General features: G+C 35.6%; 12 protein-coding genes. 7 read left to right on the forward strand and 5 right to left on the reverse strand.

Going from position 1 to position 14,790, the window contains the following annotated elements; all coding sequences use genetic code 11:
• Window positions 1–201 precede the first annotated feature (201 nt).
• Window positions 202–1,044, reverse strand: a complete 843-nt coding sequence (folP, locus tag LEP1GSC049_RS208145; RefSeq protein ID WP_004754972.1) for a dihydropteroate synthase — start codon at window positions 1,042–1,044, stop codon at window positions 202–204.
• A 93-nt stretch (window positions 1,045–1,137) separates the two neighbouring features.
• Here folP and LEP1GSC049_RS208140 point away from each other — a divergent pair, with 93 nt between their 5' ends.
• Genes LEP1GSC049_RS208140 through LEP1GSC049_RS208125 form a run of 4 tightly spaced genes read left to right on the forward strand, consistent with a single transcriptional unit; the run spans window position 1,138 to window position 6,218 of the window.
• Window positions 1,138–3,201, forward strand: a complete 2,064-nt coding sequence (locus tag LEP1GSC049_RS208140) for an OmpA family protein (protein ID WP_016561210.1) — start codon at window positions 1,138–1,140, stop codon at window positions 3,199–3,201.
• Window positions 3,202–3,210: 9 nt separating this feature from the next.
• The gene (locus LEP1GSC049_RS208135; RefSeq protein ID WP_004754032.1) at window positions 3,211–4,359 is read left to right on the forward strand and encodes a DUF1577 domain-containing protein; all 1,149 of its coding nucleotides are present in this window, start codon (window positions 3,211–3,213) and stop codon (window positions 4,357–4,359) included.
• A gap of 6 nt (window positions 4,360–4,365) precedes the next feature.
• Window positions 4,366–5,685: a histidine--tRNA ligase gene (gene hisS, locus LEP1GSC049_RS208130; RefSeq protein WP_004754414.1), complete on the forward strand. Its 1,320-nt coding sequence runs from the start codon at window positions 4,366–4,368 to the stop codon at window positions 5,683–5,685.
• Window positions 5,682–6,218, forward strand: a complete 537-nt coding sequence (locus LEP1GSC049_RS208125) for a phosphatase PAP2 family protein (protein ID WP_004755448.1) — start codon at window positions 5,682–5,684, stop codon at window positions 6,216–6,218. Before hisS ends, LEP1GSC049_RS208125 begins: the two co-directional genes overlap by 4 nt.
• Here the strand turns inward: LEP1GSC049_RS208125 and LEP1GSC049_RS208120 are convergent.
• The 4 genes from LEP1GSC049_RS208120 to LEP1GSC049_RS208105 form a co-directional block, all read right to left on the reverse strand.
• The gene (locus LEP1GSC049_RS208120; protein ID WP_004755285.1) at window positions 6,177–7,346 is read right to left on the reverse strand and encodes a Re/Si-specific NAD(P)(+) transhydrogenase subunit alpha; all 1,170 of its coding nucleotides are present in this window, start codon (window positions 7,344–7,346) and stop codon (window positions 6,177–6,179) included. The genes LEP1GSC049_RS208125 and LEP1GSC049_RS208120 overlap by 42 nt on opposite strands.
• A gap of 72 nt (window positions 7,347–7,418) precedes the next feature.
• The gene (locus LEP1GSC049_RS208115) at window positions 7,419–8,357 is read right to left on the reverse strand and encodes a UDP-glucuronic acid decarboxylase family protein (RefSeq protein ID WP_004753565.1); all 939 of its coding nucleotides are present in this window, start codon (window positions 8,355–8,357) and stop codon (window positions 7,419–7,421) included.
• Complete coding sequence (locus LEP1GSC049_RS208110; protein ID WP_004754907.1) at window positions 8,354–9,232, reverse strand: M50 family metallopeptidase; 879 nt, start codon at window positions 9,230–9,232, stop codon at window positions 8,354–8,356. Before LEP1GSC049_RS208110 ends, LEP1GSC049_RS208115 begins: the two co-directional genes overlap by 4 nt.
• Window positions 9,233–10,086: 854 nt before the next feature.
• A complete protein-coding gene (locus LEP1GSC049_RS208105; RefSeq protein ID WP_004754144.1) occupies window positions 10,087–11,784 on the reverse strand; it encodes a methyl-accepting chemotaxis protein in 1,698 nt (565 codons plus the stop codon).
• Between the two features lie 1,049 nt (window positions 11,785–12,833).
• Between LEP1GSC049_RS208105 and LEP1GSC049_RS208100 the strand changes: the two genes are divergently transcribed.
• The 3 genes from LEP1GSC049_RS208100 to LEP1GSC049_RS208090 are packed head-to-tail and all read left to right on the forward strand — an operon-like array spanning window position 12,834 to window position 14,788.
• The gene (locus tag LEP1GSC049_RS208100; RefSeq protein ID WP_004754171.1) at window positions 12,834–13,313 is read left to right on the forward strand and encodes an LIC_10042 family TonB-like protein; all 480 of its coding nucleotides are present in this window, start codon (window positions 12,834–12,836) and stop codon (window positions 13,311–13,313) included.
• The gene (locus LEP1GSC049_RS208095) at window positions 13,297–13,836 is read left to right on the forward strand and encodes a UpxY family transcription antiterminator (RefSeq protein WP_004755462.1); all 540 of its coding nucleotides are present in this window, start codon (window positions 13,297–13,299) and stop codon (window positions 13,834–13,836) included. The genes LEP1GSC049_RS208100 and LEP1GSC049_RS208095 overlap by 17 nt, the downstream gene beginning before the upstream one ends.
• Window positions 13,820–14,788 carry a KpsF/GutQ family sugar-phosphate isomerase gene (locus LEP1GSC049_RS208090; protein ID WP_004754555.1) on the forward strand — a complete coding sequence of 323 codons (969 nt, stop codon included), beginning with the start codon at window positions 13,820–13,822 and terminating at the stop codon, window positions 14,786–14,788. The genes LEP1GSC049_RS208095 and LEP1GSC049_RS208090 overlap by 17 nt, the downstream gene beginning before the upstream one ends.
• The last annotated feature ends 2 nt before the right edge of the window (window positions 14,789–14,790 follow it).

Genomic DNA, 14,790 nt, shown 5'->3' on the forward strand with positions numbered 1-14,790 from the left:
ATAGATTTAAATTTTGACGATGACCGCAAAACAACGATTTTGTGTAAAAATCTGATTAGATAATGATTCTTTTATATCTCATAGTAGTTCCCACAATTTACAAAGTTTAACTGTAAGTCCATGATTTGTGAGAGTTCCTACATCTATTTTTTTACGAAAAAACTGACTAAGATAAAACGGATTCCAATCCTGCCATAACAATTATATATTCATTAAACTCCAAATTTTTAAAGCTTGTTTTAAATTTTTAGGTTCGTGAGTTCGAATATATTCTACATTTTGAATACATAAATACAGTTCGGCAATTACGGTAGGAATTTCCCTTTCTTCCACTTTCAAACCTCCGAGTGCATTTCCTAAAAATGATTTTTTTGTAACTGAGACCATCATCGGAGAAAATTCTTCCTGAAGAGTTTTAATTTTTCTTAATACTTCAAAACTAACCTGAAAATCGGGACTAAGAAAAAAACCCATTCCAGGATCAAAGATCAATTGTTCTTGTGCAATTCCTGCGTTTAACAAAACTTTTTTTCTTTCTCGGAAAAATCGTACAATTTCTGAAACTACACAATTTGTTGTTAAATGTGATTTTGTTTCAGCACGATTAGAATGATTATGAGAATACATCAAAATGAACTTTCTATCGCTTCCAGCATATTGCGAAATTTCTCGAATAGATTCTTCATCCACAAAACCTCGGATATGATTGATAAATTCCACACCTGCAGATAAAGAATTAGCAATTACTTGAGGCTGAAAAGAATCCACGGAAACACGAACTCCTTTTGCAACTAAATCCGGAATCAGATTTTTCATTCTTACCCATTCTATTTCGGAACCAATCAAACTTGCTTGAATATTAGAAGACTGAGCTCCTATATCAATCACATCTGCGCCTTGATCTAAAAGAGAATTCGCTTTTTCAGAAGAAGATTTAAAAGTAAGATACTTTCCCCCATCAGAAAATGAATCTTCGGTAATATTCAATACTCCAAAGATCTTTGTAGAATAACTTGAAGAATTCGAATCTTGTCTACTTTCCATCTTTAAAAACTCAGATATAAGACCGATACTCTAAGTAAGATCCTGAATTTAAACTAAAAACAATAATCCTTACATTCTTTTCGGAGCGGGTTCATGCGTCCTTTTTCTAAATTGATTTTTATTCTGACTTTTTGTATTCTTTTACCCGTTTTCTCTCAGCCTCTTCCCGATCTTCCGGAACAACAATTCGGTCAACCTCTCAACACACAAAACGACGAATACAATCCCATCATAAGCCCGGATGGAAGATACATCGTATTTCAATCCAACCGTCCCGGCGGAGAAGGAGGAATGGACATTTGGATTTCCGAGAACATTCGTTTTTTAGATAAGGAAATTCCTGCGGAATGGACCAAACCAGTAAACATGAATCAAAACATTTGGGAAGAACTGAAACGTCCCCCGGTCGCAGGAGTTCGTAAACCAAATCTATTCAATTCTAACGCATTTGAAGGCGGGGTTTCAATTCTTTTTGATTCCAACAACGCACCTTCAGAAATTTATTTCACTTCCACAATCAATCTTGCCGTCGGACGTTCCGGTTTTGAAGGTTTAAATATTTATAGAACGATTAAAGATAAAAAAACGGGAAGATGGACCGACCCGGAACATCTCAGTGAAATTAATTCCAACTTCAACGATAAGATGCCCGCAATTTCTCCCGATGGAAATTTTTTGATCTTCTCTTCGGATCGTCCGGGAGGTTACGGTGATTTCGATCTTTGGATCTCGGTTCGTAATCCAAAAAATGGAAGTTGGTCTCAACCTAAAAACTTAGGTTCCCCTCTCAACTCTTCCGAAAGTGAAATTCTTCCTTTTATTCATCAAGACGGGGAACAACTTTATTTCAGCTCCAATCGAGAAGACGAAAGAAAGAAATTTAAAGTTTTTAGAATATTCTTAAGATATAAATCTGCTCTAGACAACATGCTGGAAGACGAAGAAGAAACAGAAGAAACTACAAAAACCAAGTCGGCTGAAATTTTAATTCCTAAAATTGATCAATCCTCTTTGCTGCTGCTTCCTAAACCGTTTAACACTGATAAGTGGGAAAGTTTCGATAACGAAGGAATCAGTTTCGACAAAGACGGTATCTGGGCTTACGTTTCTTCTAATCGTTCTGGCGGAGAAGGTCAATTTGACATTTTTCGTTTTCAAGTTCCGGAATCTATTCGCAATTCCTATACTTTGAACTTCAAAGGTTTAGTTTTAGACGGTTCCGAAAAGACGATGATTGGTTTGGATTCTACTTTAAAAATTTATGATGGAACTAAACCGGCTAACGTAATTACTTCGAAAAGAATTGGAGGAGATCTTACCAAAGGAAAACCTTCTAATTTTGCAACAACTCTTCAAACCGGAAAGGTTTATAAAATAGAAATTAGTTCTCCCGGCTTTCATCCCCAAGAAGATATTTTAGATCTAAGAGGAAACATAGGTAAAAATCGAAAAGTCTATAGAACCTACATTCTTTTACCGATTCAAATCGGAGAAGGTAAAACGGAAGAAACAAAAGTAGAACAACCTATAGAAAATCAAAAACAAAATTCTGCCGCATTGAAAGTCATCGTAGCAGATGTGTCTACAAAACAAATCATTCCAGATGCTAAGGTTACTCTTTTTACACCTATAAATCGCAAAGGAGAATCCCTCATTCAAGACGCGGATAAAAAATCTTTTCTTATCAACCAATTACCAAATAACGATTTTGAATTATTTGCAACAGCTCCGAAATATATTTCCGAAAGTATTAACATTATTCAAAAAAATATTTCCAAAAATGGAACTGTAACAATTTATCTAAAAGCGGAAAGCGACGTAGATCCGGTTTATAATCTACGAGTTTATTTTGAATTTAATAAAACAAAAATCACAGACGAGAATAAAAAGTTGTTGGATCCTCTTGTAGGCTATCTTTTGAAAAATGCGTCCGATAAAATTGAAATTGGAGGACACACCGACAACGTAGCCTCTAAGGAATACAACACAAGATTGAGTACCAAAAGAGCTCGTAACGTTTACGAGTATCTTCTTTCAAAAGGAATTCCAGAAAAAAGAATGAGAATCAGGGCTTATTGGTATTCACAACCGGATGCAGACAATGAAACAGAAACCGGAAGAGCAAAAAATAGAAGAGTTGGTTTTAGAAAACTCTGAGGAGTTTTCATGAGCGTACAATTTCAAACTCACATGCAAGCTCAGAGATCTTGGGAAACAATCCAAGACGTGAATAAGATAAAATATATTCTCAAAGAATATATTCATTTTCAAGGTTTACTCGTTAAAGAATCCCCTTTTCATCAGGAATTAAAACCGATGGAAATCAGAGAAGACGGTACTTTTATTTTTCCAACTGATTCTACTCTAACAAACATCAATGACGAGCTTGTACTTTATAGAACTCTTTCTAAACACATAGAAATCAGCTTTGACGTGATCGAAAAAACAGACACTCAGATTATATGTAAACCTCTTTTTGCGAGAATTGCAAAAGCAAAAAGAATGTCCCCTCGTATAGAAGGTCTAATGGGGAAAGTGATAGCTCATAAATTTTTAATTCCTAGAAAAGAATTAGATATTGCTAAAGTTTTAGGAACTTCCGGACAAATTATACTCAACGATTTAAACCGAAAAGTAAAACAGATTTATCCTTCTTCTAAACTAGTATTCAATTCTTCTAAAGAACTTTCACCGGAAGAAGAATTAGTAAAAAAATATAAAAAACCGATTTATATCCGTGACACGTCTACTTTGGATTCAAATCCGGAAGGCGAATTTGCAAACTTAGATTTACTTCCAATCAAAGAAACTCTCCAAGAAGAATTGATTTTAGAAGAAAGACTTCGTTTTTTCAAAAGTAGTAAAACCCGTTCTCTTCTTATCTATCCTATCCTTTTTAAAAGTGGAGGTGAAACACAAATATTCGCCATGGGAGTGATCGAATCCAGCGAAGGTCCGATTTCGGACAAAGTCGTTCCTCTTTACAAAGAAATGGAAGAAATTTTTAATTCAAGAATGGGGGACTCAAACACAAAGTCCTTGGATAAGAGACAAAACATTCTGAATATATCAGAAGGTGGAATCCTTCTCGAAGTAACCGATCCTGAATTGATTCAATCTTTTTTACACAAACCAGTTTTTACCGCGGATATTACTTTTAAGATGCAAGCCCCTCTTCGATTTGCATTTCACATCCGACATATTTCCCAAGTCGGAGAAATCTATCACGTAGGCGCAGAAATAGTTGGCTCCAACGATGCTAAGGCAAATATGACTCTATTGAAGAAAAATATGAACTTCATTAAGACTCAGTAATTTGCCTTGGAAAATCAGAAAAACTTTTTAACCACAGCTCCTTACAAGGGGACCAGAGATTTTTATCCGGAGGAAATGAGACTTCGGAACTGGATGTTTTCCGTTATGCGGGAAACCGTTCTTTCTTTCGGCTACGAGGAATACGATGGTCCTATTTTAGAATCCTTCGATCTCTATAAAGCCAAAAGCGGAGAAGAAATCGTTGAACGGCAGTTATACGATTTTATAGATAAAGGAGAAAGAAGAGTTGCAATCCGTCCGGAGATGACTCCTACGCTTGCAAGGATGGTAGCAGGAAATTTACGCAACCTTCCTAAACCTGTACGTTGGTTTTCTATTCCTAACTTATGGCGTTACGAACAACCCGGCAAAGGTAGACTTAGAGAGCACTGGCAGTTGAATGTGGATCTTTTCGGAGTGGATTCTTATCGTGCCGAGCTTGAAATTCTTTTGATCGCGGATTCGATTTTAAAAAAATTCGGAGCACCGGTAGGAAGTTATCAAATCAAAGTTTCTCATAGAAAACTTTTAGATAGCTTTTTAAAAAATTCTCTCAAACTCAATGGTGATCAAGTTCACGGGGTTTCTAAACTTTTAGATAAAAAATCTAAAATTTCCCCTGAAGTTTTCGAAACAGAAATTAAACCTTTTTTAAATAACTTTAAAGAACAATTCTCCCTGATTAAAACGTATCTCGATTCTAATTTAGAAACGGTTTCTAAGATTCCAGGAATTGATACAGATTCTGTTTCTTTCATCCGAAAACTATTTCAGGAATTAGGCGAACTTGGAATCGACAAACAATTGTTATTCGATCCTTCCATTATCCGAGGATTCGATTATTACACCGGTTGTATCTTCGAAGTTTTCGATACCAATCCGGAAAATAGAAGATCCTTATACGGCGGAGGGAGGTATGATAATCTCATCGGTTTATTTTCCAAAGAACAATTATCCGGTATCGGTTTTGGATTAGGCGACGTAACACTGAAAAACTTTTTAGAAGGTCATCACCTAATTCCGAATCTAAGTAGAGAAAAAACCCTTTTTCTTCCAATTATGGATGAATCCCTTTTCGTAGATACTTTCAAACTTTCTAAAGAACTCCGTGAAAATGGGATCCTCACCGAAACGATGTTAGATTCCGCAAAAATCGGAAAACAAATTCAAATTGCGGAAAAAAAAGGTTATCGCTACGTATTGTTCCTTGGAGAATCGGAAATCCGCACGGAAACAATCCAAATCAAAGATCTAATTTCCGGGGAACAAAAAAGCCTTCCAAGAAAAGGGCTTTCGGATATTCTTAAAAAAGACTTTCAACTTTGATAGATATTGTAGATCAAATCGATTTTTCACTTTCTACTTGGATTCGGACAAATCTCCACAATCCTAGATTGAATCGTATTCTTTCTAAAATCAATCGTGGAGAAGTATTTCTATTGATACTTCTTCCTTTTCTTTATTTAAAAAATGATCTTCCAATTGTTTGGTATTGGGTGTTACTTTTTACCGGTTTAGTCACTTATACAAACGATCGTTTTGTACTTTTTCTTAAAAAGCTCATCGCAAGAAAAAGACCTCTCATTACGGTCGCTGGAAAAGTTGATTCTAATCCGGACATGAAACATTCGTTTCCTTCCGCTCACGCCGCCAATTCCATGACGGCCGTTTTGATTCTTGTACTGTTGTTTAAATTTTCTCCGGCTCTGATTTTAATCAGTTTTTTAGCCGGAGTAGGAAGGTTACTTTCTCTTCATCACTTTGTGAGCGACGTGATAGGTGGTTGGATGATCGGAACTATTTTCGGTTTTTTTGGTTTATTTCTTGGAAGCGCTCTTCTTAGGTTTTGCTGCCCCTGATTTGGAGCCCAAAGCGTCTAACGTAAGTTTATGACGGATTTCGCCTTTGCAAGCAATCGTAGTTGAAGAAAGAATTTCATCGTTCAGATCTAAATTGATTTTTTTATCCTTAATCAATAGTTTAAGAAAATTTAAAACGTTTTTGCTAAACATTTTAGATGCGTCCGCGGGAATCGAACCCGCAAGGTTTTTATGACCGATTACTGTGATTCCTTTAGGAGTAACTACGTTTTGTCCATGTTTTGTATATTCGCAATTTCCGCCCATAGAAGAAGCAAGATCCACAACTACAGAACCCGATTTCATGTTATCTACGATCTTTTTAGTGATCAATAATGGGGCTTTTTTTCCAGGAATAAGTGCAGTTGTTATGATCACATCCGCTTTTTGAGCGTACTTATCTATCGCTTCTTGTTGACGTTTTTTATATTCTTCGGTTTGTTCAACTGCATAGCCGCCAGCAGCAGCTGAATGAGAAGCGCCTTCTACTTCTACAAATTTCGCTCCAAGAGAATGAACTTGCTCTTTTACTTCCGGCCTTGTATCAAATACGTCCACTACCGCGCCTAATCTTCTACTAGAAGCAATCGCTTGCAATCCAGCGACTCCCGCTCCGATAATCAACACGGAAGCAGGTGTAATTGTCCCGGCCGCCGTAGTAAGCATTGGAAAAAATCTGGCTAAATGAGAAGCTGCGAGCAATACCGCTTTATAACCGGCAACCGTTGCTTGAGAAGAAAGCACGTCCATAGACTGGGCTCTTGTGATTCTTGCAATTGCATCCAAACTTAAAACTTCTACCTTTTTAGAGGCAAGTTTTTGAATTGTTTGTGCGTTCATCGCAGGTTGGAACATTCCTAAATAAATAGTTCCTGGTTTCATTTTTCCTAATGTTGTAGGATCAGCAAGATGGATGCTTACGATGATATTGGACTTACTGATAACGTCTTGACGAGATACAAGATTTGCTCCGGCTTTTTTATAATCTTCATCATGATAATAAGATTGTTCTCCAGCGCCTTTTTCTACAAGTATGGTCGCCCCGATTTTTTTAAGCGCATCTACAATGTCTGGTGTAACGGATACTCTTGTTTCTTCTTTAGATTCTTTTAGAATTCCAATATTCATAATTTATTCCCGGTGATCAATAGTGTTTCCGGACTGGTCGGTAAAGTACGTCCAGAATTTCTTTGTGTAAATTTAATCCAAGTTATTTTTAAAGTATTCGATGGTTTTCCGAATTCCTTCTACAAGAGGAACCTTCGGTTCAAATCCAAGTTGTTGTTTGGCAAGAGTCAAATCCGGTTTTCTACGCGCCGGGTCATCTTGAGGTAGCGGTTTATGAATGATTTTAGAAGAAGAACCAGTTTCTTTTAAAACCAATTCTGCTAATTCACGAACTGTAAATTCTCCGTCGTTTCCTAGATTTACTGGCCCGTTGAAATTTTCAACGTTCATCATTCGAACAATCCCTTCTACCAAATCATCCACATAACAAAAAGAACGAGTTTGATCCCCTTCTCCGTATAATGTTATATCCTCTTTTTTTAGAGCTTGTACGATGAAATTACTAACTACTCTTCCGTCGTCCGGTAACATTCTAGGACCATATGTGTTAAAAATTCGAATCACCCGAATATCAACCTTATGGTTTCTCTGATAATCGAAACAAAGAGTTTCGGCTACCCTTTTACCTTCATCATAACAACTTCTGATTCCAATCGGATTTACGTTTCCCCAATACGTTTCCTTTTGAGGATGTTCCAGTGGATTTCCGTAAACTTCGCTGGTAGAGGCTTGAAGAATTCTCGCCCCTACTCTTTTTGCAAGACCGAGCATATTCATCATTCCTAAAACGTTCGTTTTGATCGTTTTGATCGCGTTCGATTGATAATGTACCGGACTTGCAGGACAAGCCATGTTGTAGATCTGATCTACTTCAAGTTTGATAGGATCGGTTATATCGTGTCTGATAAATTCAAACTTAGAATCATTTAAGAGTTTTTGAATGTTCTTCTTTCTTCCAGTATGCAAATTATCTAAACAAATAACTTCGTTGCCTTCTTTCAAAAGTTTTTCACACAGATGAGAACCTATAAACCCGGCTCCTCCTGTGATCAATATTCTTTGTTTTTTCATAATTCTTCTTTTTCTAAAAACTCCGCTGGTAACGGTTTTCCATTTAGATCCAGTCCTTTACTGAAAAACCATTCCATCACTTCGGGAGTTACTTCTCCGGGAAATGGGACTTCCTTATTTTCGTTCTCGGAAGATTGGAAAAAACCGTCTTGTTGGAATTCTTGTTCCGGGATTACGATCTCTTCCGATTGGAAAACTTTTTTAACCGATACGAATATGATGGATAAGCTAAAAAAAGACCAAAGGAGAGCAATCAAATATCCCAAAACGATTACTGATTTCGGAACTACTTGAGAAGAATTTGCTCCCGTTATCCAAGCCGCCATAATCCCCGCATCCGTATATGCTATGTTCCCAGTAAAATCTAAAAGGTCGTATAAACTATAAAGAGAAATACTCGTTCCTATAAAAACGAGAACGAATCGATTGATTCTAAAATTAAAAATTCCAAGCAATACAAATCCTAAACCCCAAAAAATTCCGGTATATTGTGCAAGGTTTCCAGGTTTGGAATAAGAGATTGTCATCAGTAAAAGAATCGTTCCAAAAGAAATCAAAGTGGGACGTATCATTTTTCCGGAAAAACCTCGGTTTAATAAAAAACCTCCCATTAAACAAGATCCTAAATATCCAGCGGATACTACAAAAATAAAAAATCCACTTCCTGAACTTGCTATGGTTTCTCCGGATTCGTTTCCGTGAAGTTCGATCGTATGAACAGAGCCACCGGTCAACAAAGCAGCGATCGCGTGACCAATTTCATGGATAAATACGATAAAATCTTTTAGATAACCTACAAGATGATGATCCCAAAAAGAAAAAAGCGTGAGCGCTATAGATATAAAAATCGTCAGTCTGAGAAATCGATTTCCCATCGATTTAGTTATCGGCAGTTTTTTTTATTTCCGAAAGAATTTAGAGTTTGTTCCAAACCTTACAAATCAATCTCCTTTGAATCCCAATCGTTCCCACAAAAACGTCATATTGAATGATTTATAGTTTTTTTAGTATTCTTTTGTTAGCGTGAATTCAAAGTAAGAAACTCACGATTCTGAAAAAAATTGGAATCTGAACTTTACAGATCAATTTCTTAATGTGGGAACTACCACTTATTTCCATTTAGAATTTAGACAATTCCCGCTGTCTGAGTTTGAGAAATCACATGGATTATCAAAATAATCTTAGAACGTGGGAACTACCTCAAATCACGATTTTACAAACAAATTCTAAAATTGTAGGAACTATTACTTTTAGAAAATTTTTCTTACGTTCCTGCTCACGTTAAATAACGCGAGTTCGGTATAAGGATCTGTTTCCTAAAATTTCGTTTTATCGTGAAAAATGAATGTGGGAACTCTTACAAAACCTTGAAATTGTCGTAAATACTAAAATTGTGGGAACTACCACTTTTAGAAAATTCTTTCTCATTTTCTAATGCGCACCCATGTTAAATATTCATTTTTTATAGTTAAAATTCGGTGAGAGTTCCTACATTTCAAAGTTCTACCGTAAATTATAGATTTGTGGGAGTTCCTACATTTTTGCGAAACTCAATCTCAGAGTCGTTCGAAAAAGTCAACAAACGGGTTTCATGGTCTAAGTCTGCAAGAGCGCCCGTCGAAAGCGAGATACTGGGCCTTCTTAGCGCCGTCAAATCAAGAATATCGCACTTCGAACTGTCTTATGTTCAGGAATCATACTAATCTTAGTAAGGGGCATTCAACGGCCTTTAAGAAGTCTTAAAATGTTTTAAGATTTCGTATAACTTAGCCGCCTTACGAATGGATTCGTCTACGAGTTGTTTGATTTCTCCGGATGTTCTTGCGATCAATTCCGAACTTTCCGCAATGTTTTGCATAGATAAAGAAATTTCATCAGAAGCCGTTTTTTGAAACCCGGAAGATTCGCTTACGGCTTCACCAAGTTGATTGACTTGATCCGTATTCTTTCTAATCTCTCCCAACTTTTCCGCCTGAGCAAATAAAGATGCTCTCACGATTGTAGCGGAAGAATTTACTTCACCTATATAATCCGTAAGTTGTTTAACAATGGATAAGGATTCTTGAAATTTCTCCGCACCTAAATTAACCGCCTTTGTAGTGTTATCTATTAGATTGACTATGTCTTTGATAGAATCTCTAGTTCGAGAAGCCAATTTTGAAATTTCTTCGGCCACCACACTAAAACCTTTTCCAGCTTCTCCCGCTCTCGCAGATTCGATGGAAGCGTTTAACGATAACAAATTTGTTTTTTCGGAAATAGAAGTAATAATTCCTATAATATTTGAAATTCCGCTCGAATATTCTTTGATCTCATTCATTGCTAAAATTGCTTTTTCAAAAGTTATTTCACTTTGAGAAGCCTTTTCTTTTACGGAAGAAGTTTGAGAAGAAAGGTTATCCATAGATTTAGATACGTTTTGGATCGACTCGTTTACTTTTCCGATTCCGTCGTTGATTGCGGTCAAACCGGTAGATTGTAAATGAATTGATTTTACAATTTCGTCTAACGTCGAAGATAGTTCATGAGAAGCGGACGCGGTTTCTTCCACGGAAGCCGCCTGATTTTGTGTTTTAGATTGAAATTGTTCACTAGACTGAGAAAGATATTGATAGAGTTCCTGATTCTTTTCAAAATTTTCCTTGATTTGAACCAACAAACCCCAAATGCTAATTACAAAAACTCTAAGACTGGAACGAATTTCAAATATTTCGGAACTCCCTTTTTTTTCTGGAATTTCTATGAGGAAGTTACCGGATACAATTTCTTTTTGAATTGAAATAATCTCTCGAATTTCTTTTCGATAATTTAAAATCGTTTTGATCAAAAAAAGAATTCCTATACTTCCGCAAATAACTCCTAACAGAGGTAATACGACCAAACCGTTTCGAATCCATTCGAAATTTGCGAACAATAAAGGAACAAAAACAAGTAAGGCGTACACGATAATCTTTCCGGAAAGTCCCAATTTCTTGAACAATATCTGAATGCCTTCTTCTAATTTCCAGAAGAACGATTTTGTATTTTTTAGTTGAGAGAATAAAATCTCTGCCCTTTGGATTTGATCTTGAGTCGCTTTTTTACGAACGGACATATAACCGGAAATCACACCTTCACTCATCACCGGAGTAACCGTAGCATCTACCCAGTAATGATCCCCAGACTTAGTACGGTTTTTTACGATTCCACTCCAAGGATTTCCGTTCTTAATCGTTTCCCACATCTCTCGAAAAATTTCGGGAGGAACATCCGGATGGCGAATTAAATTATGAGGTTCGCCTAACATTTCCTCTTCGGAAAATCCGCTGATGTTAGCAAAGTCCTGACTTACATACGATATTCTTCCTTTCATATCTGTACGTGAAATCAGAACCGAATTGATAGGTACTTTTATTTCTTGATTTGTAATCGGAAGATTTTTTCTCATGATCCGTTACATCAAAAATAAACCTGAAGTATTTAAAACAAGAAATTCAAATAATGTTTCAAAAGAAAAAAATATAGAATGGCCCTCTCGTCAAATCGAAAACGTATAAAAAACGATCAATAAAAATTGAATATAAATTTTGTTAGAAATTACTTCAAAAACTTATCGTTTTTATTGCATTTAAACTTTTAAAACGAATTTCTGTTTAAATTTTATCTTACTACCCGGACACATGAAAATAGTACCAAGTTATTAACGACCGAATTTACGAAAAAAATAGTATTACTTAAAAAATACCGCAAATTCGGGATTTACTGCATTTTAAAGCAGGACCAAAATATTCAAATTTTTGAAACAATCTAACCCAAGTATTCTATTCATGCGTCCGAGCAGTAAAAATCCATCCCATCACTTAAGGATATCTTTCATTAAATTTTAATGTTTTCCATTTAAATCCAGAATTTGAACTTTAAGTGATATTACTGATTTCTATAAAATTGAGTACTGCAAATCTTGTTTCAGTACAAAACGCAGGTATGTTATTAGAATTGTTGAAAAATTAATTTTCCATCTTGTTTCTATTTCATGAAATGGTCGATCAAAGTAGTTCTGTTAAATGCAACTATGGAATTTTTCAAAAATTCTATTATATAATTCTGAGTAGCTCTAAAATTGATGTAAGCTTATTCTATATAAATCATCATAAAATGAGTAACAGTCAATTTTTTCGTTTGTCATAAATTAAACGATTATTTCAAAAACAAATCGAATATGAGAATTTTTCTACTTAGAACTTAAAGTAGAATCTTTATTACAAAAACCCATTTGAGTACTCTGTTATATAGTTATCTGAAATAATTTTAGTCGTTTTAAATTTTACGAAAAAGAACCGTTTTTTTAAATCTGAAGTTTAAAATAAATTCCAATTTTGTATAAAACCACGTGTCTTGCGGTTATCATAAAATTTTTTATAGAGATTTCAGATAAAAATCTAAATAAAACTTTTCCAGGAATCTTGCCATACCGATCGACAAAAAAAGGATAGGTTTATGAGCATTAAGCTTTCGTTTTTGATTTCGGGTTTAATTCATATTCTATTATTTCTTTTTTATTCCATAACTTTTCTAAAATTTTCAAAGATAGAAAATTTAAAAATTCATCTTAAAAAAGGAACCACTCCGACGGTAACTTTCAGTTTTTTACAAGACGATTCAAATAAAAATTCAAAGTCTTTTATGTCTGAAAATTCGAATAACGAAGGAACTTTAAGAAAGGAAATTGAAAAATTTAAGAACGAAATTCACTTTCCACAAGGCGCTCTGGATCAAAGACTGGAATCGGATTGTTCTTGGGAAGTAAGAATAAAGTCTGGCGGAAAAGGGGAAATTTTAAGAACCCTTCAGCCCTGTAAATATTCGATCTTTGAAGTCGAATTTAATAGAGCCTTAAGAACTTGGAAATTCGATCTTCAAGAGGGAACAAACCTGATCATTCCGGTTTCCTTTAAAATATATGATAGAGAATTCTGACGTTAACGAATGGTATGTTCTTTATACCAATCCTAGGTCCGAGAAAAAGTTAAAACGATTATTCCAAGAAAGAAAGATCGAATGTTTTCTTCCTCTCATTTCTAAAAAGAAAAAATGGTCCGATCGTTGGAAGGTTATCGAAGAACCGATGTATCCTTCTTATATTTTTGTAAAAATTTCGTTCTTTAAAGATCGAGTCAGAATTTTACAATTACCCGGAGCACATCACTTTGTATTTTACTTAGGTAAACCATACGTCATTCCCGAAGAAGATCTTAATTTAGTACAAACCTTTTTAGAAACGTATCCGGATAAAATCCAAGTTGAAATGCAGGAAAAACTTTTGCCGGGTAAAAAGGTTCTCATTCAAGAAGGGCCGTTTACCGGATTTAAAGCCGAAATTATACAAAGAAAAAACGAAGAACAAATCGTCGTTAAATTCCCCGGAATGAATTTGGTGACATCAGTAACTCTAGATATAAAAACGTTAAGACTGGAGGAAACTCTTGGATCCAATTTTTGAAAAGATAGAAAAAGCAATCGATATCGAAATAGAATCCATTCTCCATTTTAGAAAAAATTTAGATCCATCTATTAAACAAGCAATCGAACTAATTTTAGATTGCAAAGGGAAACTAATCGTTACGGGTGTTGGCAAATCAGGAGACGTAGGAAAAAAAATCTCTTCTACTTTGTCTTCTACAGGAACACCCTCCGTTTTTCTACATCCCGCAGATGCGGCTCACGGAGACGCCGGAATCATTTCGGGTGAAGACATTATCATAGCCATCGGCAAATCAGGTGAAAGCGAAGAACTACTCAATCTAATCCCAACGATTAAAAATATAGGCGCAAAATTAATTTCAATGACGGCTAACGTAGATTCTAAACTTGCACAAGAATCGGACGTAGTTCTGATCACGCCCGTTTTAAAAGAAGCCTGCCCTCTTGAGTTGGCTCCTACATCTAGTACCACGATCGCTTTAATTTTAGGAGATGCTATCGCTATGTGTTTGATGGAACTGAAAAATTTTAAAAGGGAAAATTTTGCACTCTATCATCCAGCGGGCAGACTTGGAAAACGTTTGAGTTTGAAAATCGACGACGTGATGAGAAAGGATAAAGATTTAGCCAAGGTATTACCGGATACAAAGTTAGAAAATATACTCACAGAAATCACCGTAAAAAGACAAGGAGCTACAGGAGTTACAGATTCAAGCGGAATACTTTTAGGAATCATTACAGATTTTGACATTCGTAAAAAATTAAAAGAAGGAAAATTGGATTCCTCGATTTCAGCGGAACAATTGATGAACTCAAATCCTACTCTGTTTTTATCTGGGTCAAATGCCTACGATGTTTTAAAACAGATGGAATCCAGACCCAATCCGATTTCAGTCGCTCCGATCGTAGATAATTCCAAAAGATTGATTGGAATCGTTTCCATCCACGACCTTTTACAAAAAGGTCTTTGATT

The sequence above is a fragment of the Leptospira kirschneri serovar Cynopteri str. 3522 CT genome (genome assembly GCF_000243695.2).
GTDB classification, from domain to species: Bacteria; Spirochaetota; Leptospiria; order Leptospirales; family Leptospiraceae; genus Leptospira; species Leptospira kirschneri.